Raw genomic sequence first — 20,802 nt, 5'->3', positions numbered from 1 at the left:
CTCCCTGGTCTTGACCCTTGCGCCTGATGCCCTCATCGCAGGCAAACCCGCGCCTACACGCCCGAAGCTGGGCGAGGGTGCATGACTGCGCGCTGACGCTCTTGCTGAAGGAACTTCATGATGATCGGGGCGACGGCCTCGGCCCGGGTGATCAGAAACAGATGGCCGTCGTCGATAATGTGTAGCTGGGCATTGGGAATCCGCCAGGCCAGCAGGCGCATGTTGATCAGCGGAATCAACGGGTCGTCATCCCCTGCCAGCACTAGCGTGGGCTGCTGGATCTTGTGCAGCCAGTGAATGCTGGTCCAGCCCAGCCCTGCGAACAGTTGCCAGTAGTAGCCCAGCTTGCCGCCGGAACGCACCTTGGATGCGTGCTGCATGGCCAGGTCCGGGTCGCGGCGAAAGCCACCGCCGTAGATCAGCGGGGCGATGCGGATCACATGGGAAGGCTGGATGTAGCGCCGCGGGCTGGCCATCATCCACAGCACCTTGGGCTTGCCCGGCACCATAAACGCGCCCGCAGCCGTGGCTGCCAGCACCAGCTTCTTGCAGCGCTCGGGGTAGTCGTGGGCGAACTGCTGGGCCAGCGCGCCGCCCCAGGACACGCCAATCACATTGACCTGGCCATAATCGAGGTAGTCGAGCATGCGTGCCGTCAGCTTGGCCAACCCCGGAAAGCGATAGGGCTGGCGCGGCGTGGACGAGCCGCCCACGCCCGGTACGTCGAAGGCGATGACTTCCAGGTCCGGGTCCAGTGCTTCGATGAACGGGAACACCAGCTCCAGGTTGGCGCCGATGCCGTTGAAGATCAGCAGCGGCGTCAAGTGCGGTTTGCCAGGGCGCACGGCAGTGCGGATGGACTGCTGGTCCAGTTCGACGGTCCTGAAGATATAGGGTTGCGGCATGCGCGTGGCTCTGTGGTGAAGTAAACACCGTGGTCACCTGCAGGTGGCCACGGCGCTGCAACTCAACGTTCGTGAACGTAGGTGCCCGGTGATGCCTCGCCTGCGGCATAGGCGCGGTTGCCGAGGCGGGTCGGCGCTTTTTTCAGCTCGCCGGCACGCTCGCCCAGCCAGTTCTGCCAGTGCAGCCACCACGAGTCGGCATGCTTGGTGGCGTTTTCCTGCCAGGCCGCCGCGTCGCCAGGGCGATCGGCGCCGGTCATGAAGCGTGCCTTGGGGTTGCCCGGTGGGTTGAGGATGCTCTGGATATGGCCGCTGTTGGACAGCACGAACTCGATCTTGCCGCCAAACAGGTGCGCCGAGCGGTAGCAGGATGGCCACGGGGTGATGTGGTCGTTGGTGCCAGCAAGGCTGTAGATGTCGCACGTGACCTGCTTCAGGTCGATCGGGGTGCCGCACACTTCCAGTGCACCGGGGCGGGTCAGCGGGTTGCTTTTGAACATCTCGATCAGGTCGCCATGGAAGGCGGCCGGCAGGCGCGTGGTGTCGTTGTTCCAGAACAGGATGTCGAACACCGGTGGCTCGTTGCCCAGCAGGTAGTTGTTGACCCAGTAGTTCCAGATCAGGTCGTTGGGGCGCATCCAGGCGAACACCTTGGCCATCTCGCTGCCTTCCAGCACGCCGGCCTGGTAGGAGTGGCGCTTGGCGGCTTCGAGGGTCTGCTCGTCGACAAACAGCGCGACCTGGGTGTCCATGGTGGTGTCCAGCACGCTCACCAGCAGGGTCAGGGCATTGACCTTCTTCTCGCCAAGGGCGGCGTAATGGCCCACCAGCGCCGTGCAGGTGATGCCGCCGGAGCAGGCGCCGAGCATGTTCAGGTCTTTGCTGCCGGTAATCGCCAGCACCGCGTCGACCGCTTCCTTGAGCGCATCGATGTAGGTCGAAAGGCCCCATTCGCGCTGGGCCTTGGTCGGGTTGCGCCAGCTGATGATGAAGGTCTGCTGCTGGGCGCGCAGGCAGAAGCGCGCCAGGCTTTTTTCCGGGCTCAGGTCGAATACATAGAACTTGTTGATCTGCGGCGGCACCACCAGCAGCGGCCGCGCATGCACCTGTTCGGTGATGGGGCTGTACTGGATCAGCTCGAGCACGTCGTTGCGGTACACCACGGCGCCGTCGCTGGTGCCCAGGTTCTTGCCCACCTCGAAGGCGTCCATGTTGACCTGGCTGGGCATGCCACCGTTGTTGACCATGTCCTTGGCCATGTTGGACAGGCCATCGAGCAGGCTCTTGCCACCGGTTTCGAAGAAGCGTTTGACCGCCGCCGGGTTGGACAAGGTGTTGGTCGGCGCCATGGCTTCGGTCATCAGGTTGATGACGAACTGGCCACGGCTGATGTCCTGGGGCGACAGGTCGCTGCTGCCGATCCATTCGTGCAGTTCTTTGCGCCAGGCCAGGTAGGTTTGCAGGTAGCGGCGGTAAAGGGGGTTGTTGCTCCAGGCGGGGTCGTTGAAGCGACGGTCGTCGCTTTCGGGCGTCAGGCTGGACTTGCCCAGCAGCACGTTCTTCAGCTCCAGGCCGAAGTGCGCCACGTGCTTGGCGCTGTGCAGCGGTTGGCGCACGGCCTGGCGAAGCACGGTGCGTGCCGAACTCAGCAGGTCCTTGCGGCGGATGCCGATGACCGGGTTCAGCCCCAGGGTGTTCTCCGAGGCCTGCCGCTGCAACTCATCGTTGTTCTTGTTACTCATCTACGACGCTCCGTTGTCCAGAGACGAGTACCGGTTGCCTGTGGCGGAGTGCACAGTCCAGAGCCCGGTACTGCTACTCGGGTGACCAGTGATAAGGAACAGCGGTGCTGCGGGCCGGATGCATGGGTGATGAGCTGCGGGGAGTTCTGCGTGTGAAGACAGCCTGCTTTCGCTCGCGACCTCTACATACCGGCCTGGTCCTGGTTGCCTTGAAGACAATGCAGGGACCTTGCCAGCTCCATTGGTTACCCGACTTTCATGTAATGCGCAAGACAGCTCGTCACTGAGCTGTCTGTAGGGCATTCAAGCAGATGAGATTAGAAAATGCGCTCTAAACCGTAGGCGGCTTGAGCTAGAGCATGAGTTTCACAACGGATTCGGCCGGATCGCGGGACTTTCCGGCCTGATGCAACGCGTCGAGGTACTCGGCCCACAGTTGCGCCTGGCGCAGGCACAGCTGTTCCAGGTACTCCCAGGTGAACAGGCCGCTGTCATGGCCGTCGTCGAAGGTCAGTTTCAGTGCATATTGGCCGGCGGGTTCGAGGCCGACGAGGCCGACGTTGATCTTGCCGACTTGCAGGATGGGGTTGCCGTGGCCCTGGACCTCGGCGGAAGGCGAGTGCACGCGCAGGAATTCGGCGGGCAGGTGGTAGACCTCGTCTGGGCCGTAGGTCAGGCTCAAGGTCTTGGAGGCTTTGTGCAGGTTGATGGCGGTGGGCAGGCGGGCCATGGGCTGGATCTCTTCTGAGCTTCAAGCTGCAAGCTTCAAGCTTCAAGAAGTGATATTCAAGCCATCGCGGAAAAATCATGCCTCGCGGTGCTGCAAGCGACACTGAACAGCTTGTCGCTTGCAGCTCAAGGCTTGCCGCTTACAGGATGTAGCGCGACAGGTCTTCGTTCTGCGCCAGCTCACCCAGGTGGCTGTTTACATACCCGGCATCGATCTGGATCGGCGCTTCGTCGTGCGTGCTGGCCAGGTCACCGGCACTGAACGACACCTCTTCGAGCAGGCGCTCGAGCAGGGTGTGCAGGCGGCGAGCACCGATGTTCTCGGTCTTCTCGTTGACCTGGTAGGCAATTTCGGCCAGGCGCTTGATACCGTCGGTGAGGAACTCGATGTTCAGCCCCTCGGTCTTGAGCAACGCCTGGTACTGCTCGGTCAGCGAAGCGTGCGGTTCTTGCAGGATGCGCTCGAAATCTTCCGGGGTCAGTGCCTTGAGTTCGACACGGATCGGCAAACGGCCCTGCAGCTCGGGCACCAGGTCGCTCGGCTTGCTCAGGTGGAACGCACCCGAAGCGATGAACAGGATATGGTCGGTCTTGACCATGCCCAGTTTGGTGTTGACGGTGCAGCCTTCGATCAGCGGCAGCAGGTCACGCTGAACGCCCTCGCGGGACACATCGGCGCCGCCGACATTGCCGCGCTTGGCCACTTTGTCGATTTCGTCGATGAACACGATGCCGTGCTGTTCGACCGCTTCCAGGGCCTTGGCCTTGAGCTCTTCTTCGTTGACCAGGCGGCCCGCTTCTTCCTCGCGGACCATCTTCAGCGCTTCCTTGACCTTGAGCTTGCGCGCTTTGCGCTTGCCCTTGCCCATGTTGGCGAACAGGTTCTGCAGCTGGTTGGTCATCTCTTCCATGCCAGGCGGCGCGGCAATCTCGACGCCCACGGCATCCGCCACTTCGATCTCGATTTCCTTGTCGTCCAGCTGGCCTTCGCGCAGGCGCTTGCGGAACAGTTGGCGAGTGTTGGAATCGCTGCTGGTCTGCGCGGCTTCTTCGCTGAAGTTGGTAACCCGCGCCTGCGGCAGCAGGGCGTCGAGGATGCGGTCTTCGGCGGCGTCTTCGGCGCGGTGGCGCACGCGGATGATCTCCTGCTCGCGGAGCATCTTCAGCGCGGCATCGGCCAGGTCGCGGATGATCGATTCGACGTCACGGCCCACATAGCCGACTTCGGTGAACTTGGTCGCTTCGACCTTGATGAACGGCGCGTTGGCCAGCTTGGCCAGGCGGCGGGCGATTTCGGTCTTGCCGACACCGGTGGGGCCGATCATCAGGATGTTCTTCGGGGTCACCTCGGCACGCAGCTCGGCCGGCAGCTGCATGCGCCGCCAGCGGTTGCGCAGGGCGATGGCCACGGCGCGCTTGGCGTCGTCCTGGCCGATGATGTGGCGGTTCAGTTCGTGAACGATTTCGCGGGGGGTCATGGACATGATGAAAATGGTCCTCGAGCAGAGCAATCAGTGTGGAAAAGTCCCGCCGCGGGCGGGACGCCAAAACAACTGATCAGTCGGCCAGGTCCTGCTCCTCGATGGTCAGGTTATGGTTGGTGAACACGCAGATGTCACCAGCGATGTTCAGGGCAGTCTCGGCGATTTCGCGGGCCGAGAGGTCGGTCTTGTTCAGAAGGGCACGGGCTGCTGCCTGGGCGTAGGCGCCACCGGAACCCATGGCGATCAGGCCGTCTTCGGGTTCGACCACATCGCCGTTGCCGGTGATGATCAGCGAGGCGTCCTTGTTGGCCACGGCCAGCATGGCCTCCAGGCGGCTCAGGGAGCGGTCGGTGCGCCATTCCTTGGCCAGCTCGACGGCGGCACGGACCAGGTGGCCCTGGTGTTTTTCCAGTTGCCCTTCAAAACGCTCGAACAGGGTGAACGCATCGGCGGTGGCGCCGGCGAACCCGGCAATGACCTGGCCGTGGTACAGGCGACGGACCTTTTTGGCGTTGCCTTTCATCACGGTGTTGCCGAGGGAAACCTGGCCGTCGCCGCCCATGACGACTTTGCCGTTACGGCGGACAGAAACGATGGTGGTCAAGGGAGAGTCTCCACGCAGCGGGGCGAAAGTGCCTGATGCAGACTCATATGGGGGTGGGGGGAAGGATTTCAACCATTAGCGACCATCTGCAAGCTGCAAGAAAAAGCGCGTCGGCGCCATGCCTGCTTTTTCTTGTGGCTTGCAGCTTGAGGCTTACAGCTGGTGGTCAGGCTTCGTGGCAGACGTGCCCATCGACCAAGGTATAACGCACCGCCCCTGGCAGGCAGTGGCCGATGAACGGGCAGTTCTCGCCACGCGAGAGCCATTGCTCGCCGGCGACCGTTGAGGCTTTCGGGTCGAACAGCACCAAATCCGCTGCGCCACCGACCTTCAGCTCACCTGCCGGCAGGCGCATGGCGGCAGCCGGGCCGCTGCTCAGGCGCGCGAGTAAGGTCGGCAGGTCGAGCAAGCCGTCCTCGACCAGGGTCATGGCCAGTGGCAGCAGCACTTCGACGCTGCTGATACCAGGCTCCGTGGCACCGAACGGGGCCAGCTTGGCATCGCGCTCATGGGGCTGGTGATGGCTGGAAATCGCCTGGATCACGCCCGACTTGACCGCTGCGCGCAGGCCGTCACGGTCGGCGGCGGTGCGCAGCGGTGGCTGCACGTGGTACAGGCTGGAGAACTCGCGCAGCGACTGGTCGGTGAGAATCAGCTGATACAGCGCCACGTCGGCGGTAACCGGCAGGCCCAGCTCCTGCGCCTGGGCGATCAGCCGCGCGCCGCGGGCACTGGTGATCTGGGTGAAGTGCGCGCGCACGCCGGACTGTTCGACCAGCAACAGGTTGCGTGCCAGGGCCACCGTCTCGGCAGTCTCGGGGATGCCGGGCAGGCCGAGGAAGCTGGCCATTGCGCCCTCATGGGCCAGGCCGCCCTGGGACAGGTCACGGTCCTGGGAGTGGAACACCACGGTCAGGTCGAACGTGGCGGCGTACTCCAGGGCACGGGCCAGGGTGCGGTTGTTGGGGATTTCCTTGAGGCCATTGCCGAAGGCCACGCAACCGGTGTCGCGCAGGGCCACCAGCTCGGCCAGCTGTTCGCCTTCCAGGCCCTTGGTCAGGGCGCCGATCGGGTAGACCTTGCTGTTGCCGGCTTCGCGGGCGCGGTCGAGGATCAGCTCGGCCACGGCCGAGGTGTCCAGTACCGGTTTGGTCTGCGGTGGGCAGCACAGGCTGGTCACGCCACCGGCCACGGCGGCGCGGGTTTCGCTGGCGATGCTGCCCTTGCGGCTGTAGCCCGGCTCGCGCAGGGCCACGTCGAGGTCGACCAGGCCAGGTGCTGCGATCAGGCCCTCGGCCTGGATCGTGCGGCTGGCGCTGAAACCGGCCGGTGCCGCGCCGATCGCGGCAATGCGGCCGCCATCCAGGTGCAGGTCGGTGACCTGGTCCAGGCCGCTGTTGGGGTCGATGACCCGGGCGCCAAGAATGCTGATGCTCACAGGGCGTTCTCCTGGTCGAGTTGGCGTTGCGTGTTTTGCCCGCTCATGGCCATGGACAGCACGGCCATGCGCACGGCGATGCCGTACGTCACCTGGTTGAGGATCACCGAGTGCTTGCCGTCGGCCACCGCCGATTCGATCTCCACGCCGCGGTTGATCGGGCCAGGGTGCATGACGATGGCATCCGGCTTGGCGCCGGCCAGGCGCGCGGTGGTCAGGCCGAACAGGCGGTAGAACTCGCCCTCGCTGGGCAGCAGGCCGCCGGCCATGCGCTCACGCTGCAGGCGCAGCATGATCACCACATCGACGTCTTTGAGGCCTTCGGCGAGGTCGGTGTACACCTTCACGCCGTATTGCTCGATGCCGATCGGGATCAGGGTTTTCGGGCCGATCACGCGGATGTCCGGGCAGCCCAGCGCCTTGAGCGCGAGCATGTCGGAGCGGGCCACGCGCGAATGCAGGATGTCGCCGACGATGGCCACGGAGAGGTTCTCGAAGCTGCCCTTGTGTCGGCGGATGGCCAGCATGTCGAGCATGCCCTGGGTCGGGTGCGCATGGCGGCCATCGCCGCCGTTGATCACGGCAACGTCGGGGCACACGTGTTCGGCGATGAAGTGCGCGGCGCCCGAGTCGGAATGGCGCACGACGAACATGTCGGCGGCCATCGCTTCCAGGTTGCGCAGGGTGTCGAACAGGGTTTCGCCCTTGCTGGTCGAGGAGGTCGACACGTTGAGGCTGATCACGTCGGCCGACAGGCGCTGCGCGGCCAGTTCGAAGGTGGTACGGGTGCGGGTCGAGTTTTCGAAGAACACGTTGCACACGGTCTTGCCGCGCAGCAACGGGACTTTTTTCACGGCCCGGGCACCGACTTCCAGGAAGGAGTCGGCGGTGTCGAGGATCTCGGTCAGCAGTTCGCGGGGCAAACCGTCGAGCGAGAGAAAGTGGCGCAGCTGGCCCTGATCATTGAGCTGCAGCGGGCGCTTGGCGTCGATTGGCGTCATCGCGGGGGACTCTTAAAGGGCGGAAGCGGAGGCGAGGTCCTGGCGCTCGAGGGCGAGCGGTGCGGGTCCGGTCAATTTTACCCGTTCATGGGCCGCCAGCGACAGGGTGGCACCGAGCACATTGGGACGAATCGGCAGTTCACCGGCGTCCAGGTCGAGCAGGCAGACCAGGGTGACGCTGGCCGGGCGGCCGTAATCGAACAGTTCGTTGAGCGCGGCGCGAATGGTGCGGCCGCTCATCAGCACGTCGTCGATCAGCACCAGGTGCTGGCCTTCGATTTCGAATGGCAGGTCGGACGGGCGCACCTGCGGGTGCAGGCCGTTCTGGCTGAAGTCATCACGGTAGAACGACACATCCAGCGTGCCCATGGGGCTGGTATCGCCCATCTCCTCCTGCAGCGCCTGGGCGACCCAGACGCCGCCCGTGCGGATGCCGATGAAGCGCGGCTCGGTGATAGCACGGCGGGCCAGGTGGGCGCGAAGGTCGACAGCCATCTGCCGGATCAGATCGGCGGGATTGGGTAGGCTCATTGCGTGCTCCTCGGGGGCCGCCGGCTTGGCCCGGCGGCAAAGATGATCAGGTGTTGGCCTCCAGCCAGCCTTGCAGCAGCAGGGCGGCGGCAATGGCGTCGACCGGGTTGTCGCGGTAGCTGCCGCGCTGGCCGCCTCGGCTCAGGCGTTCGCCCTTGGCCTCGAAGGTGGTCAGGCGTTCGTCGTGGGTGTGCACGGGCAGGTTGAAGCGGCCGTTCAGGCGCCGGGCGAACTTCTCGGCGCGCGCGCTCATTTCACTCGGCGTGCCGTCCATGTTCAGCGGCAGGCCGACGACGATGGCGTCGGGTTTCCATTCGGCGACCAGTTTTTCCACCTGGGCCCAGTCCGGCACACCGTTTTGCGCCTTCAGGGTGCACAGCTCGCGGGCTTGGCCCGTGATGACCTGGCCAACGGCCACGCCGATCTGTTTGGTGCCGTAGTCAAAGCCCAGCAGCAGGCGTAGTTCGGCCATCAGGCGTGGCCCGCCTGGCTGGTCAGCAGGCTGAGGTTGATGCCAAGGCTGGCGGCCGCGGCGTTCAGGCGCTGGTCGCTGGCAAGGCCGAAGATGATGTCGGCGTCGAACGGGCAGTTGAGCCAAGCATTGTCGGCCAGCTCCGCTTCCAGTTGGCCTGCTTCCCAGCCGGCGTAGCCCAGGGTGATCAGGCTGTTTTGCGGCCCGACGCCTTCGGCGATGGCAAATAGCACATCCTGCGAGGTGGACAACGACAGGCCCTGCAGCTCGACGGTGGCCTGGTAGGTGCATTCGCTGGAGTGCAGCACGAAACCGCGATCGGTCTGCACCGGGCCACCTTGGTAGATCGGCACGTGCAAGGTGCTGGCCGGCGGTTCGTCGTCCGGGCGCAACTGCTCGAGGATGTCGCCCAGGTTGAGCTCCTGCGGTCGGTTGACCACCAGGCCCATGGCGCCATTGGCGTTGTGCTCGACGATGTACGTGAGGGTCTGGGCAAAGTTCGGATCGGCCATGTGTGGCATGGCGATCAGGAACTGATGCTTGAGGTAGCTCGGGGCGAGGGTTTTCATGGGGGATAGTGTGGCGCCAGGTGGCGAGGCTGACAAGGTGGTTTGTGTCGCCTGTGCTTGCTCCGCGCAAGGGCCGGCACAGGCGTAAATCAATTACTGGACAACCGGTCCCCACGGGCAAACCGCCAGGTACGAATGATCTCCAGCCGGTCATATTCGGCCAGGTCGCCGGTAAAGGGCGCAAACGGCGCCGCCAGCCTGACGATGCGTTGCGCGGCCTGGTCCAGCACCGCTTGCCCGGACGATTCCAGCACCAGCACCTCGTAGAGCGAGCCATCGCGGTTGATCGACACCATCATGCGCAGGTTGCCGTAGATCTGCTGGCGCCGCGCTTCGTCGGGGTAATTCAGGTTGCCCACCCGTTCGACCTTCTTGCGCCACTCTTCCTTGTACCAGGCGCCCTTGTCGCGCATGGTCGAGGCCGCATTCAGGCGATGGATGCGCGGGCGCTTGGCGTACAACTGCTGTTCGTTGGACAGCTCCGCTTCAAGGCTGGCGATCTGGCTGGACAGCTGCGAGCTGTCAAAATCGGGCGTCGGCGTTGCCGGCTTTGGCTGCGCCTTGCTTTCCTTGGGCTTGGGCTCGACTTTATGAGGCTTGGCGGCCTGGGTCACCACCGCCGACTTCTCGGGCGTGGGCGGCGGCACCACTTCGGGCCTGGCCGCTGGTGGCGGCGTAACCTTGTTGATCTTGCTGTCCTGGAAGGGTGCGACCTCGGTGGTCTTGGGCACCGCCTTCTTCTCCAGGGTACCGCTGCCTTGCTGGTTGTCCTGGGCCTGGTAGTCAGCCTTCTCGGGCGCTTTCTCGCTTTTGAAGGTGGCCAGGGTGATGTCCATGGTGTGGCGGATTTCGGCAGGTTTGACCACGCTGAAGCCGACCCCAAGGATCAGCGCCAGGTGCACCAGGGCAGCCAGAAACAAGGTAAAGCCAAGCCGGTCCACCGGGCGAACGCGGGGTGGCAGCAGGTCGGAGGGGATGTCAGCGGGCAGCGTCATCAGGTATCCACAGTCAGCATCAAGCTACAAGCCGCAAGCCGCAAGGTAAGTGCAGATTGGTGCAGGCCGGCCTTTTCTTGCGGCTTGCAGCTTTCAGCTTGAAGCTCGCGGCAGAGCATCATACCCCACTCCAGGGTTTATGCCGCGCGTTGCCGGTCAGCGCGCCTTCAGCTGGCGATCAATGGCGTCCATCAATTGCCCGCCGATATCGGTGCCGAAGGCGTTGTCGATCTCGCGGATGCAGGTCGGGCTGGTGACGTTGATTTCGGTGAGGTAGTCGCCAATCACGTCCAGGCCGACGAACAGCAGGCCTTTCTCGCGCAAGGTCGGGCCGACCTGGGCTGCGATCCAGCGGTCACGCTCGCTCAGCGGGCGCGCTTCGCCACGGCCACCGGCGGCCAGGTTGCCACGGGTTTCGCCGCTGGCCGGGATGCGCGCCAGGCAGTAGGGCACTGGCTCGCCGTCGATCATCAGGATGCGCTTGTCGCCGTCCTTGATCGCCGGCAGGTAGGCTTGCGCCATGATCTGCTGTGCGCCCAGCGCGGTCAGGGTTTCGAGGATCACCGACAGGTTGGGGTCGCCGACCCGGTGGCGGAAGATCGAGGTACCGCCCATGCCGTCCAGCGGCTTGAGGATTACATCGCCATGCTGGGCGGCGAACTCACGAATGATGTCCGGGCGGCGGCTGACCAGCGTCGGTGGCGTGCACTGCGGGAACAGCGTGGCGAACAGCTTTTCGTTGCAGTCACGCAGGCTTTGCGGGCGGTTGACCACCAGCACGCCGTCGGCCTCGGCCTGCTCCAGCAGGTAGGTGCTGTAGACGAACTCCATGTCGAACGGTGGGTCCTTGCGCATCAGGATCACGTCCAGCTCGGCCAGGGTGCTGTCCTGCTCCTCGCCCAGTTCGTACCAGCGAGCCGGGTCGGCGAATACCTTCAGTGGGCGCATCCGCGCACGCGCCTTGCCTTCGCCCTGGTACAGGTCGCGCTGTTCCATGTAGAAAAGGCTCCAGCCGCGTGCCTGGGCGGCCAGCAGCATGGCCAGCGAACTGTCCTTCTTGTAGGAGATGGACGCGATGGGGTCCATGACAATGCCGAGGCGAACGCTCATGGGTGGTTCCTCTTGGCGGCGTGCAGCCGCGATGGATCGAAAGAAAAGTGGCTCAGGGTGGCGCCGGGAGCGCCGATGGTCAAGGGGCGCAGCAGATGGAATGGCCACCCGGAGTATGCTAAAAATGCAGCTGCAAGCCTTAAGCTACAAGCCTCAAGAAAAGAGCATTCATGCGCCGAGCCGCTGTTCTTGTAGCTTGTAGCTTGCAGTTTGCAGCTTCATTCCTATTGGTAGGCGTCTATGGAACAACCCCTGAAGGTGATGGTGATCGACGACTCACGCACGATCCGCCGTACCGCGCAGATGTTGCTCGGCGAAGCGGGTTGCGAGGTGATTACCGCCAGCGATGGCTTCGATGCCCTGTCCAAGATCGTCGACCACCAGCCACAGATCATCTTCGTTGATGTGCTGATGCCGCGCCTGGACGGTTACCAGACCTGCGCCGTGATCAAGCACAACAGTGCCTTCAAGGACATACCGGTGATCCTCCTGTCATCGCGCGACGGCCTGTTCGACAAGGCCCGCGGGCGGGTGGTGGGCTCCGACCAGTTCCTCACCAAGCCGTTCAGCAAGGAAGAACTGCTCGACGCGATCAGGGCCCATGTGCCCGGTTTTGCCGAACACCAACAACACGCACCCTGACCGCGTCCGCCATGGCGCGGTCTTTCTTTCCTGATGGGGAAACAGCATGGCCCGAGTTCTGATTGTCGACGACTCGCCGACAGAGATGTACAGATTGACCGAATGGCTGGAAAAGCACGGTTACGAGGTGCTTAAGGCCAACAACGGTGCCGACGGCGTGGCCCTGGCGCGTCAGGAAAAGCCCGACGCGGTGCTGATGGACATCGTCATGCCCGGCATGAACGGCTTCCAGGCCACCCGCCAGTTGAGCAAGGACTTGGAAACCAGTGCCATCCCGGTGATCGTGGTCACCACCAAGGACCAGGAAACCGACCGCATCTGGGCCACCCGCCAGGGCGCTCGCGACTTTTTGACCAAACCGGTCGAAGAGGACGCGCTGATCGCCAAGCTCAAAGCAGTGCTGGGGGCTTGACCACCCGCCCGCAGGGCGCGTCGCTGACCGCCTTCGAGTTGTTGCTGGACATCGACCGGCGCTGCCGCCTGCTGGTGGCGGACCAACCCCCGCAGGACACCCGCCTGCAACAGTGGAGCGGGATCGGCTTTCGCATCGCCGGGCAGTGGTTCGTCGCGCCCATGGGCGAAGTCGCCGAAGTGCTGCGCGAGCCGCGCAGCAGCCGTGTGCCGGGGGTGCAACCCTGGGTCTGCGGGGTGGCCAACCTGCGCGGGCGGTTATTGCCGGTCATGGACCTGAGCAGTTTCTTCGGGCTCGGCCCGGCGGCGCCCGGCAAGCAGCGGCGGGTGCTGGTGCTCGACCACGAAGACCTGTTCGTCGGCCTGCTGGTGGACGAGGTGCTGGGCCTGCAGCACTTTGCCTTGAGCAGCCTGGAACTGTCGCCACCGCAGCCGTTGATCCGCGCGGCTGCCCGCTTCGTGCAGGGGCATTTCCCGCGTGAACGCAACTGGGCGATCTTCAGCCCCTTCGCCCTGGCCCAGGCGCCGGGCTTTCTCGATGTGGCGTTATAGGACCTGCGAACGTGAACAACCCCGCCACCCGTGCTACCGCAACGCCCATGGCTCCGCGCACGCGCAGCATCGCGCAGATCACCGTGCTGTTTCTGATCCTGATCCTGTCGATCATCCTGCTGTTCGCCAATTTTGCCTACCTGAGCACCCAGTCCAACTACGACAAGCAGTACATCGGCCATGCCGGCGAGCTTCGCGTGTTGTCCCAGCGCATTGCCAAGAACGCCACCGAGGCGGCGGCCGGCAAGGCCTTGGCGTTCAAGCTGCTGTCGGATGCACGCAACGATTTCGAACGGCGCTGGAGCTACCTGCGTGAAGGCGACAAGTCCACCGGCCTGCCGGCGGCGCCAGTCACGGTGCGCGATGAGATGGAGGCGGTGCGCCAGGACTGGGAGAACCTGCGCAAGAACACCGACACCATTCTGGCCAGCGAGCAGACGGTGTTGTCCCTGCACCAAGTGGCCGCGACCCTTGCCGAGACCGTGCCGCAATTGCAGGTCGAATACGAAAAAGTGGTCGAAATCCTGCTGCAGAGCGGCGCCCCGGCCAACCAGGTAGTCGTGGCCCAGCGTCAGTTGCTACTGGCCGAACGTATCCTCGGCTCGGTCAATACCGTGCTGGCCGGTGATGACACCGCGGCCCAGGCCGCCGACGCTTTTGGCCGCGATGCCGGGCGCTTTGGCCAGGTGCTTGAGGGCATGCTCGGCGGCAACCCGGCCATCCAGGTGACCCGCGTCGAGGACGCCGATGCGCGGGCGCGGCTGGCCGAAATCGCCGAGCTGTTCCAGTTCGTCGCAGGCTCGGTTGACGAAATCCTCGAAACATCGCCTGAGCTGTTCCGCGTGCGCGAAGCGGCGGGCAACATCTTCAGCCTGTCGCAGACCCTGCTCGACGAGGCCTCGCACCTGGCCAACAGCTTCGAGAACCTGGCCGGCGGGCGCACCCTCGATACCGTCGGCGGCTACGCCCTGGGCCTGTTGGCGCTGGCCTCGATCATCCTGATCGGCCTGGTCATGGTGCGCACCACCAACCGGCAGTTGCGCGAGACGGCGGAAAAGAACGAACGCAACCAGCAGGCGATCATGCGCCTGCTCGACGAAATCGAAGAGCTGGCCGATGGCGACCTGACCGTGACCGTGTCGGTTACCGAGGACTTCACTGGCGCCATCGCCGACTCGATCAACTATTCGGTCGACCAGCTACGCGACCTGGTCGCCACCATCAACCACAGCGCCGTACAGGTGGCCGCTGCCGTGCAGGACACGCAGAACACAGCCCGCCAGCTGGCCAAGGCCTCCGAACACCAGGCCGAGCAGATCAGCGAGGCGTCCGAGGCGGTGGGCGACATGGTCGAGTCGATCGACCGGGTTTCGGCGCATGCCTACGAGTCGGCCAAGGTGGCCGAGCGCTCGGTGGCGATTGCCAACAAGGGCAACGAGGTGGTGCACAACACCATCAACGGCATGGACAACATTCGCGAGCAGATCCAGGACACCGCCAAACGGATCAAGCGCCTGGGTGAATCGTCCCAGGAGATCGGCGACATCGTTAGCCTGATCGACGACATTGCCGATCAGACCAACATCCTCGCCCTCAACGCGGCGATCCAGGCGTCGCTGGCCGGTGAAGCCGGGCGGGGCTTTGCGGTGGTTGCCGACGAGGTGCAGCGGCTGGCCGAACGGTCGTCGTCGGCCACGCGACAGATCGAAGCGCTGGTACGGACCATTCAGGCCGATACCAACGAGGCGGTGATCTCCATGGAGCAGACCACCGCCGAAGTAGTGCGCGGCGCGCGCCTGGCCCAGGATGCCGGGGTGGCGCTGGCGGAAATCGAAGGGGTGTCACAGACCCTGGCCGAACTGATCCACAGTATTTCCGACGCGGCCCAGTTGCAGACGTCCTCTGCCGGGCAGATTTCCCACACCATGGCGGTCATCCAGCAGATCACCGCACAGACATCGGCAGGGTCCGGCGCCACGGCCGACAGCATCCGCCACCTGGCACGCATGGCCAGCGAAATGCGCCGGTCTGTCTCTGGTTTTACCCTGCCGGCCCCCGCCGAGCCGCGCTGAGGAATGCCCATGGCTTCTGCTGCTGTAAGCCCCGAGCGCCACGAAACGGTAGCGCTGGCCTGGACCAAGGCCGCCATCCTCGACTGCCTGGGCCAGGCGCGACAGGCCCTGGAGCGCTTTGCCGGCGAGCCGGGCGACTTGTCCATGCTGGCGTTCGTGGTCGACAACCTGCACCAGGTGCACGGTTGCCTGCGCATGCTCGAACTGCGCGGCGCGACGCGCCTGGCCGAAGAGCTGGAGCTGTTCGCCCGGGCCTTGGCCGAGGGCCAGGTCAGCCCTCGGGGTGACTGCCTGGGGGCATTGTTCCGAGGCCTGGAGCAACTGCCGTCGTACCTGGAGCGGCTGCGCGGCGCCCGCCACGACCTGCCGTTGGTGATGCTGCCGTTGCTCAACCAACTGCGCGCCTGCCGTGGCGTGGAACCCCTGGCCCAGGCCAGCCTGATCAGCGGTACGGCGCAGCGCTTTGCCGGTTCCGACGACCTGGCCAACCTCGACCTGTCGCTGGGCAACTGGCGGGAGCAGATGCAGGCCGGGCCCGGTCGCGATGCCTTGCGCTCGGTGGTGAGCGCGCTGTGCGACGACCTGATGCGTATCAAGGAACGCCTGGACCAGTTCGTGCGTGGCGACCTGCCGCACAGTGAACAATCGCAAGCCTTGCTCGCCCCCTTGCGCCATGTCGCCGACACCCTGGCGGTACTGGGCTTCCAGCAGCCGCGGCGGGTGATCATCGACCAGGTGCTGGCGCTGCAGGCCCTGGCACCGGGCGAGGGCTCGGTGGATGACGCGGTGTTGATGGATGTGGCGGGTGCCCTGTTGTATGTGGAGGCGACGCTCAATGGCATGGTCGGCCCGCTGGAAGAAAGCGGCCAGGGCGGCATGCCGGGCTCGGACCTGGCCGAGATCCGCCAGTTGGTACTGAGCGAGTCGCTGGCGGTCTTGCAGCAGGCCAAGGACTTGATCGGTGATTGCCTGGAGTCCGATTGGCCGCGGCAACGCCTGCAACCGCTGCCGGGGTTGCTGCAGCAAGTGCGCGGGGCGTTGGCGATGCTGATGCTGCCCGGGCCAGCCGAGGTCTTTGCCGGGTGCGCGAGCTACGTGCAGCGCTGGTTGCAGCACCTGGACGTCGAACCACCGGCCGATGAGCTGGCACACCTGGCCGACGCCCTGAGCGCCGCCGAGTGCTATCTGCAGTGGCGGGTGGCCGACCCGTTGGCCGATGGCCAGCCCTTCATCGACATGGCGCGTGTCAGCCTGGCGGCACTGGGCGTGACGTGCCTGGTCAGCGAAACCGGCCTCGACCTGGACGACAACGGCGACGGCATCGATGACGAGCTGCGCGAAGTGTTCCTGGAAGAAGCGGGTGAGCTGCTGCCGGAAATCGAACGCCACTGGTTGCGCTGGCGTGCCGACAACCAGCAGCGCGATGCCTTGCTGGAGGTGCGCCGCGCGCTGCATACGCTCAAGGGCAGCGGCCGAATGGTGCATGCCGAGGCGGTGGCGGAACTGGCCTGGGGCGCGGAGCACTTGCTCAACCGCATGCTCGAAGGCCGTATCGTGCTTACCCCGGAAGGCGTGGTGGCCTTGCAGCAGGCGTTCGTGCACCTGCCGGACCTGTTGTCCGACTTTGCTGCCGGGCAGTTGCCGCAACTGACCGAAATCGAGCAACTGGCCGGGCATCTGCACGCGCTGGCCGAAAACGATGCGCCACCCGCCGCTGACATCGATGGCCTCGACCCACAATTGCTGGATATCTTCCGCAACGAGGCGCACGGCCATCTGGCCAGCCTTGAGGCATTTTTGCAGGGCGCCGAGGGCCAGGACACGCCGGTCAGCGACAGCCTGCAGCGCGCCCTGCATACGCTCAAGGGCAGCGCTGCGATGGCCGGGGTGATGCCGGTCGCCGAGCTGGCCACCGCGTTCGACCGCCTGGCGCGCGAGTACAAGGGCCACCAGTTGCCCCTGCAAGTGGCCGAGCTCGAATGGCTGGAAGCGGGGCGTTCACTGTTCCACTTGGGGCTGGCGCAACTGGACAGCACGCCGCTGGCGGCCATCCCCGGCGCTGGCGATTTGATCGAGCAGGTCGGCCAGGCGGTGGATGTGCGCCTGGCCAGCCTGCATGAAGATGCCCAGCATGCGCGACGCAGCAAGCGCGACCCGCAGCAGACCGCCAGCTTCCTGGCCCAGGCCATGGACATTCTGCTCGACGCCGAGTCGTTGCTGTCGCGCTGGCAGGAGCAGCCGGGCCAACGCGGGCCCCTGGATACTCTGCTCGATGAGCTGACCAGCCTTGGTCATGCGGCGCACCTGGCCGACCTGTGGCAGATGGACGACGTCTGCGAGGCCCTGCTCGATGTCTATGGCGCCGTGGAGGAGGGCAGCCTGGCCGCCGACCCGCGCTTTTTCGCCCACGCGCAGTCGGGCCACGAAGCCTTGCTCGACATGCTCGACGAAGTGGCCGCAGGGCAAGAGATTTCGCCCCGGCCAGCACTGGTCGACAGCTTGCGCAGCCTGCTGGCGCAGGCCCTGGCCCCGGACGCCACCGGCCTGGTAGGTATCGATTCGGTCACGCCGCTGCACCCCGACATGGAGCTTGGCGTGGGGCTGTCGCGTCCTGCGTTGATGCCGGCTGCTGGCGACCTGTCGGCCGAGGAGCCTGACAGCCCAGGCGACAAGGAGCTGCTGGACGTCTTCCTGGAGGAAAGCTCGGACATCGTCGAGAGCGCCGCTGCGGCCTTGGCGCGCTGGCAGGCTGACCCGCGCAACAGCGTCGAGGTGGAAAACCTGCTGCGCGACCTGCACACCCTCAAAGGGGGCGCGCGCATGGTCGAGATCGCCGCCATCGGCGACCTGGCCCACGAACTGGAATTTCTATACGAACTGCTCGCCGCCGGCCGCCTGCCGCCGAGCCCGCCCCTGTTTGCCCTGTTACAGAATTGCCATGACCGCCTGGCGCACATGCTCGATGCCGTGCGCCTGGGGCAGCCGCTGCACGCGGCCACGGCGCTGATCGACTACATCCGCAACTTCAGCAGCGCTGCCCTGACCGACAGCGCTGCGGGCCAGGGGCCGCAGGAGGCCGCAGCCCTCGAGGCGCCGGTGGCGGCACCGGAGCGGGTGGCGGGGGACATGGTCAAGGTCGATGCCGAACTGCTCGACGACCTGGGCAACCTGGCCGGTGAGCATTCGGTCATCCGTGGCCGCATCGAGCAGCAGGTCAACGATGCCCAGTTCACCCTCAACGAAATGGAAACCACCCTGGAGCGCATGCGCGACCAGCTGCTGCGCCTGGACGTCGAGACCCAGGGGCGAATCTCCAGCCGGCAGGCGTTCGAGGGTGACGCCTACGACGACTTCGACCCGCTGGAAATGGACCGCCACTCGCAGTTGCAGCAGCTGTCACGGGCCTTGTTCGAGTCGGCGTCCGACCTGCTCGACCTGAAGGAAACCCTGGCCCAGCGGGCACAGGAGGCCTATAGCCTGTTGCAGCAGCAGGCGCGGGTGAACAGCCAGTTGCAAGAAGGCCTGACCGCGACCTTGATGGTGCCGTTCGAACGCTTGGTGCCGCGCTTGCAGCGCGTGGTGCGCCAGGTTGCCAGTGAGCTGGGCAAGCAGGTCGAGCTGGTGGTCGGCAATGCCGAGGGCGAGTTGGACCGCAGCGTGCTCGAACGCATGGTGGCGCCCCTGGAACACATGCTGCGCAACGCCGTCGACCATGGCCTGGAAGGCCGCGAAGCGCGCCTGGCGGCGGGTAAGCCCGAGCACGGCACGATTCACCTGAACCTGTTGCACGAGGGCGCCGACATTGTCATCGAGATGACCGACGACGGCGCCGGCGTGCCGTTGGAGGCGGTGCGGCGCAAGGCGATCAAGCGTGGCCTGCTGGACCCGCAGGCGCACTTGAGCGACCACGAGGTGTTGCAGTTCATTCTGCGCCCGGGTTTCTCCACCGCCGAGAAGATCACCCAGATCTCCGGGCGTGGCCTGGGCATGGACGTGGTGCACGAAGAGGTCAAGCAATTGGGCGGTTCGATGACCATCGAGTCGGCCCAGGGCAAGGGCGCGCGCTTTTTGATCCGGCTGCCTTTCACCGTGTCGATCAACCGTGCGCTGATGGTGCACCTGGGCGAGGACCAATACGCGATCCCGCTCAATACCATCGAGGGCATCGTCCGCGTGCCGCCAGCGGAACTGGCGGCCTGTTACCAGCTGGATACCCCGCAGTACGTCTACGCGGGCCACACCTACGCTTTGCGCTACCTGGGTGAGCTGCTGCAAGGGTTGCCACGGCCCAGCCTGCTTGGCCAGAGCATGCCGCTGCCAGTGCTGCTGGTGCATTCCCAGGAGCAGTCGTTCGCGATCCAGGCCGACAGCCTGTCGCCCAGTCGCGAGATCGTGGTGAAGAGCCTCGGCCCACAATTCGCCGCGGTTGCCGGGTTGTCTGGTGCGACCTTGCTGGGTGACGGCCGGGTGGTGCTGATTCTCGACCTGCTTGGCCAGTTGCGTGGTCAGCAAAGGCGCCTGGCGCGCCTGCCGGGTGGTGGCGACGCGCAGCGCCAGCTGTTCGGCCCGGCGCCGCGACGGGCACTGCTGGTGATGGTGGTGGACGATTCGGTGACGGTACGCAAGGTCACCAGCCGGCTGCTGGAGCGTCATGGCATGAGCGTACTGACGGCCAAGGACGGCGTCCATGCCATGGCGCAGCTGGAAGAGCATCGCCCCGATGTGTTGCTGCTGGATATCGAGATGCCGCGCATGGACGGTTTCGAGGTGGCCACGCGCATCCGCCGTGACGAGCGCCTGAAGGGCTTGCCGATCATCATGATTACCTCACGCACAGGGCAGAAGCACCGCGACCGTGCCATGGCCATCGGTGTCAACGAGTACCTGGGCAAGCCTTATCAAGAGTCTGTGTTGTTGCAGAGCATCGCCCATTGGAGCCAGGCCCATGCTTGAACTTATCTCCGGCCAGCGCAGCAGCCTGACCGGCCTGTTGCTGCCCTTGGGCGACCGGACTTTGGTCTTGCCCAATGTTGCCGTGGCCGAACTGATCGCCCAGCGCAACCTGCTGTGTCAGCGTGGCGAGCCTGCCTGGCACCTGGGCTGGATCGACTGGCGCCAGCAACGGTTGCCGCTGATCGGTTTCGAGGCGGCGTGCGGGGGGGATACCCCGTGTGGTGAGCGGGCGCGTATCGTGGTGCTCAATGCGCTGGGGGATACCGGGCTGCGTTACCTGGCGGTACTGCTGCAGGACATCCCGCGTTCGTGCAAGCTCGACAGCCAGCTCAATTACGTGGACGTGGCGCTGGGCAGCCTGGAGCTGGCAGCGGTGCAGGTGGGCGAGCAGGTGGCGCGGGTGCCGGACCTGGTGGCGCTGGAGCGCTTGGTGCGTGACGCGCAATTGCAACCTGAGGCTGGATAATAGGGCGTTTGATCGGACCTCTTCGCGGCGCAAGCCCGCGCCCACAGGCACAGCGTTTTGTCCAACCTGTGGTAGTGGGCTTGCCCCGCGAAGAGGGACGAACGGAGTACCTCAGGAACCCAGCCC

The 20,802-nt window shown here is 65.1% G+C and carries 18 protein-coding genes; 6 read left to right on the top strand and 12 right to left on the bottom strand.

Features of this window, described 5'->3' with window-relative positions; genetic code table 11:
- Window positions 1-53 precede the first annotated feature (53 nt).
- From phaZ to gshB, 12 genes are all read right to left on the bottom strand, one after another.
- Window positions 54-905 carry a poly(3-hydroxyalkanoate) depolymerase gene (phaZ, locus tag NP534_RS00545; protein ID WP_274097404.1) on the bottom strand — a complete coding sequence of 284 codons (852 nt, stop codon included), beginning with the start codon at window positions 903-905 and terminating at the stop codon, window positions 54-56.
- A 62-nt stretch (window positions 906-967) separates the two neighbouring features.
- Window positions 968-2,647 carry a class II poly(R)-hydroxyalkanoic acid synthase gene (phaC, locus tag NP534_RS00540; RefSeq protein ID WP_274097403.1) on the bottom strand — a complete coding sequence of 560 codons (1,680 nt, stop codon included), beginning with the start codon at window positions 2,645-2,647 and terminating at the stop codon, window positions 968-970.
- A gap of 352 nt (window positions 2,648-2,999) precedes the next feature.
- Window positions 3,000-3,377 carry a DUF971 domain-containing protein gene (locus tag NP534_RS00535; RefSeq protein ID WP_274097402.1) on the bottom strand — a complete coding sequence of 126 codons (378 nt, stop codon included), beginning with the start codon at window positions 3,375-3,377 and terminating at the stop codon, window positions 3,000-3,002.
- Between the two features lie 139 nt (window positions 3,378-3,516).
- On the bottom strand, window positions 3,517-4,860 hold the full coding sequence (hslU, locus tag NP534_RS00530; RefSeq protein ID WP_033701920.1) for an ATP-dependent protease ATPase subunit HslU: 1,344 nt from the start codon (window positions 4,858-4,860) through the stop codon (window positions 3,517-3,519).
- A 73-nt stretch (window positions 4,861-4,933) separates the two neighbouring features.
- The gene (gene hslV / locus NP534_RS00525; RefSeq protein ID WP_003249309.1) at window positions 4,934-5,464 is read right to left on the bottom strand and encodes an ATP-dependent protease subunit HslV; all 531 of its coding nucleotides are present in this window, start codon (window positions 5,462-5,464) and stop codon (window positions 4,934-4,936) included.
- Window positions 5,465-5,630: 166 nt separating this feature from the next.
- Window positions 5,631-6,902: a dihydroorotase gene (locus NP534_RS00520; protein ID WP_162525079.1), complete on the bottom strand. Its 1,272-nt coding sequence runs from the start codon at window positions 6,900-6,902 to the stop codon at window positions 5,631-5,633.
- Window positions 6,899-7,903, bottom strand: a complete 1,005-nt coding sequence (locus NP534_RS00515; RefSeq protein WP_033701918.1) for an aspartate carbamoyltransferase catalytic subunit — start codon at window positions 7,901-7,903, stop codon at window positions 6,899-6,901. The genes NP534_RS00520 and NP534_RS00515 overlap by 4 nt, the downstream gene beginning before the upstream one ends.
- Before the next feature lie 12 nt (window positions 7,904-7,915).
- Window positions 7,916-8,434 (bottom strand): bifunctional pyr operon transcriptional regulator/uracil phosphoribosyltransferase PyrR, encoded by a 519-nt coding sequence (gene pyrR, locus NP534_RS00510; protein ID WP_033701917.1) that lies wholly within the window; start codon window positions 8,432-8,434, stop codon window positions 7,916-7,918.
- Window positions 8,435-8,480: 46 nt separating this feature from the next.
- Complete coding sequence (gene ruvX / locus NP534_RS00505) at window positions 8,481-8,906, bottom strand: Holliday junction resolvase RuvX (RefSeq protein WP_033701916.1); 426 nt, start codon at window positions 8,904-8,906, stop codon at window positions 8,481-8,483.
- Complete coding sequence (locus tag NP534_RS00500; protein ID WP_033701915.1) at window positions 8,906-9,475, bottom strand: YqgE/AlgH family protein; 570 nt, start codon at window positions 9,473-9,475, stop codon at window positions 8,906-8,908. Before NP534_RS00500 ends, ruvX begins: the two co-directional genes overlap by 1 nt.
- 89 nt (window positions 9,476-9,564) lie before the next feature.
- Window positions 9,565-10,470, bottom strand: coding sequence for an energy transducer TonB (locus NP534_RS00495; protein ID WP_033701914.1), 906 nt, complete (start codon window positions 10,468-10,470; stop codon window positions 9,565-9,567).
- 156 nt (window positions 10,471-10,626) lie between these two features.
- Window positions 10,627-11,580 carry a glutathione synthase gene (gene gshB / locus NP534_RS00490; protein WP_033701913.1) on the bottom strand — a complete coding sequence of 318 codons (954 nt, stop codon included), beginning with the start codon at window positions 11,578-11,580 and terminating at the stop codon, window positions 10,627-10,629.
- Window positions 11,581-11,820: 240 nt separating this feature from the next.
- Between gshB and NP534_RS00485 the strand changes: the two genes are divergently transcribed.
- From NP534_RS00485 to NP534_RS00460, 6 genes are read left to right on the top strand one after another with little or no spacing between them, the layout of a single operon-like run.
- Window positions 11,821-12,222, top strand: a complete 402-nt coding sequence (locus NP534_RS00485; protein ID WP_033701912.1) for a response regulator — start codon at window positions 11,821-11,823, stop codon at window positions 12,220-12,222.
- 46 nt (window positions 12,223-12,268) lie between these two features.
- Entirely contained in the window at window positions 12,269-12,634 is a 366-nt protein-coding gene (gene pilH / locus NP534_RS00480; protein WP_186652859.1) for a twitching motility response regulator PilH, read from the top strand.
- Window positions 12,631-13,185: a chemotaxis protein CheW gene (locus NP534_RS00475; RefSeq protein WP_033701910.1), complete on the top strand. Its 555-nt coding sequence runs from the start codon at window positions 12,631-12,633 to the stop codon at window positions 13,183-13,185. The genes pilH and NP534_RS00475 overlap by 4 nt, the downstream gene beginning before the upstream one ends.
- A 47-nt stretch (window positions 13,186-13,232) precedes the next feature.
- The gene (locus NP534_RS00470; protein WP_156310511.1) at window positions 13,233-15,257 is read left to right on the top strand and encodes a methyl-accepting chemotaxis protein; all 2,025 of its coding nucleotides are present in this window, start codon (window positions 13,233-13,235) and stop codon (window positions 15,255-15,257) included.
- A 9-nt stretch (window positions 15,258-15,266) separates the two neighbouring features.
- Window positions 15,267-20,210, top strand: a complete 4,944-nt coding sequence (locus tag NP534_RS00465; RefSeq protein WP_274097401.1) for a hybrid sensor histidine kinase/response regulator — start codon at window positions 15,267-15,269, stop codon at window positions 20,208-20,210.
- Window positions 20,203-20,676 (top strand): chemotaxis protein CheW, encoded by a 474-nt coding sequence (locus tag NP534_RS00460; RefSeq protein WP_274097400.1) that lies wholly within the window; start codon window positions 20,203-20,205, stop codon window positions 20,674-20,676. Before NP534_RS00465 ends, NP534_RS00460 begins: the two co-directional genes overlap by 8 nt.
- Window positions 20,677-20,802 lie beyond the last annotated feature (126 nt).

The sequence above is a fragment of the Pseudomonas sp. 39004 genome (genome assembly GCF_028682155.1).
In the GTDB taxonomy this organism is placed as follows: Bacteria; Pseudomonadota; Gammaproteobacteria; order Pseudomonadales; family Pseudomonadaceae; genus Aquipseudomonas; species Aquipseudomonas capeferrum.
This window is presented reverse-complemented; position numbering and strand designations above follow the sequence as displayed.

Bases quoted from the DNA above. Each gene is read 5' to 3' on its own strand.
- phaC (WP_274097403.1), bottom strand. From the start codon at position 2,647: ATGAGTAACAAGAACAACGATGAGTTGCAGCGGCAGGCCTCGGAGAAC.
- NP534_RS00535 (WP_274097402.1), bottom strand. From the start codon at position 3,377: ATGGCCCGCCTGCCCACCGCCATCAACCTGCACAAAGCCTCCAAGACC.
- NP534_RS00500 (WP_033701915.1), bottom strand. From the start codon at position 9,475: ATGAAAACCCTCGCCCCGAGCTACCTCAAGCATCAGTTCCTGATCGCC.
- ruvX (WP_033701916.1), bottom strand. From the start codon at position 8,906: ATGGCCGAACTACGCCTGCTGCTGGGCTTTGACTACGGCACCAAACAG.
- NP534_RS00515 (WP_033701918.1), bottom strand. From the start codon at position 7,903: ATGACGCCAATCGACGCCAAGCGCCCGCTGCAGCTCAATGATCAGGGC.
- NP534_RS00485 (WP_033701912.1), top strand. From the start codon at position 11,821: ATGGAACAACCCCTGAAGGTGATGGTGATCGACGACTCACGCACGATC.
- pyrR (WP_033701917.1), bottom strand. From the start codon at position 8,434: ATGAGCCTACCCAATCCCGCCGATCTGATCCGGCAGATGGCTGTCGAC.
- pilH (WP_186652859.1), top strand. From the start codon at position 12,269: ATGGCCCGAGTTCTGATTGTCGACGACTCGCCGACAGAGATGTACAGA.
- gshB (WP_033701913.1), bottom strand. From the start codon at position 11,580: ATGAGCGTTCGCCTCGGCATTGTCATGGACCCCATCGCGTCCATCTCC.
- NP534_RS00460 (WP_274097400.1), top strand. From the start codon at position 20,203: ATGCTTGAACTTATCTCCGGCCAGCGCAGCAGCCTGACCGGCCTGTTG.
- phaZ (WP_274097404.1), bottom strand. From the start codon at position 905: ATGCCGCAACCCTATATCTTCAGGACCGTCGAACTGGACCAGCAGTCC.
- NP534_RS00470 (WP_156310511.1), top strand. From the start codon at position 13,233: ATGGCTCCGCGCACGCGCAGCATCGCGCAGATCACCGTGCTGTTTCTG.
- hslU (WP_033701920.1), bottom strand. From the start codon at position 4,860: ATGTCCATGACCCCCCGCGAAATCGTTCACGAACTGAACCGCCACATC.
- NP534_RS00495 (WP_033701914.1), bottom strand. From the start codon at position 10,470: ATGACGCTGCCCGCTGACATCCCCTCCGACCTGCTGCCACCCCGCGTT.
- NP534_RS00465 (WP_274097401.1), top strand. From the start codon at position 15,267: ATGGCTTCTGCTGCTGTAAGCCCCGAGCGCCACGAAACGGTAGCGCTG.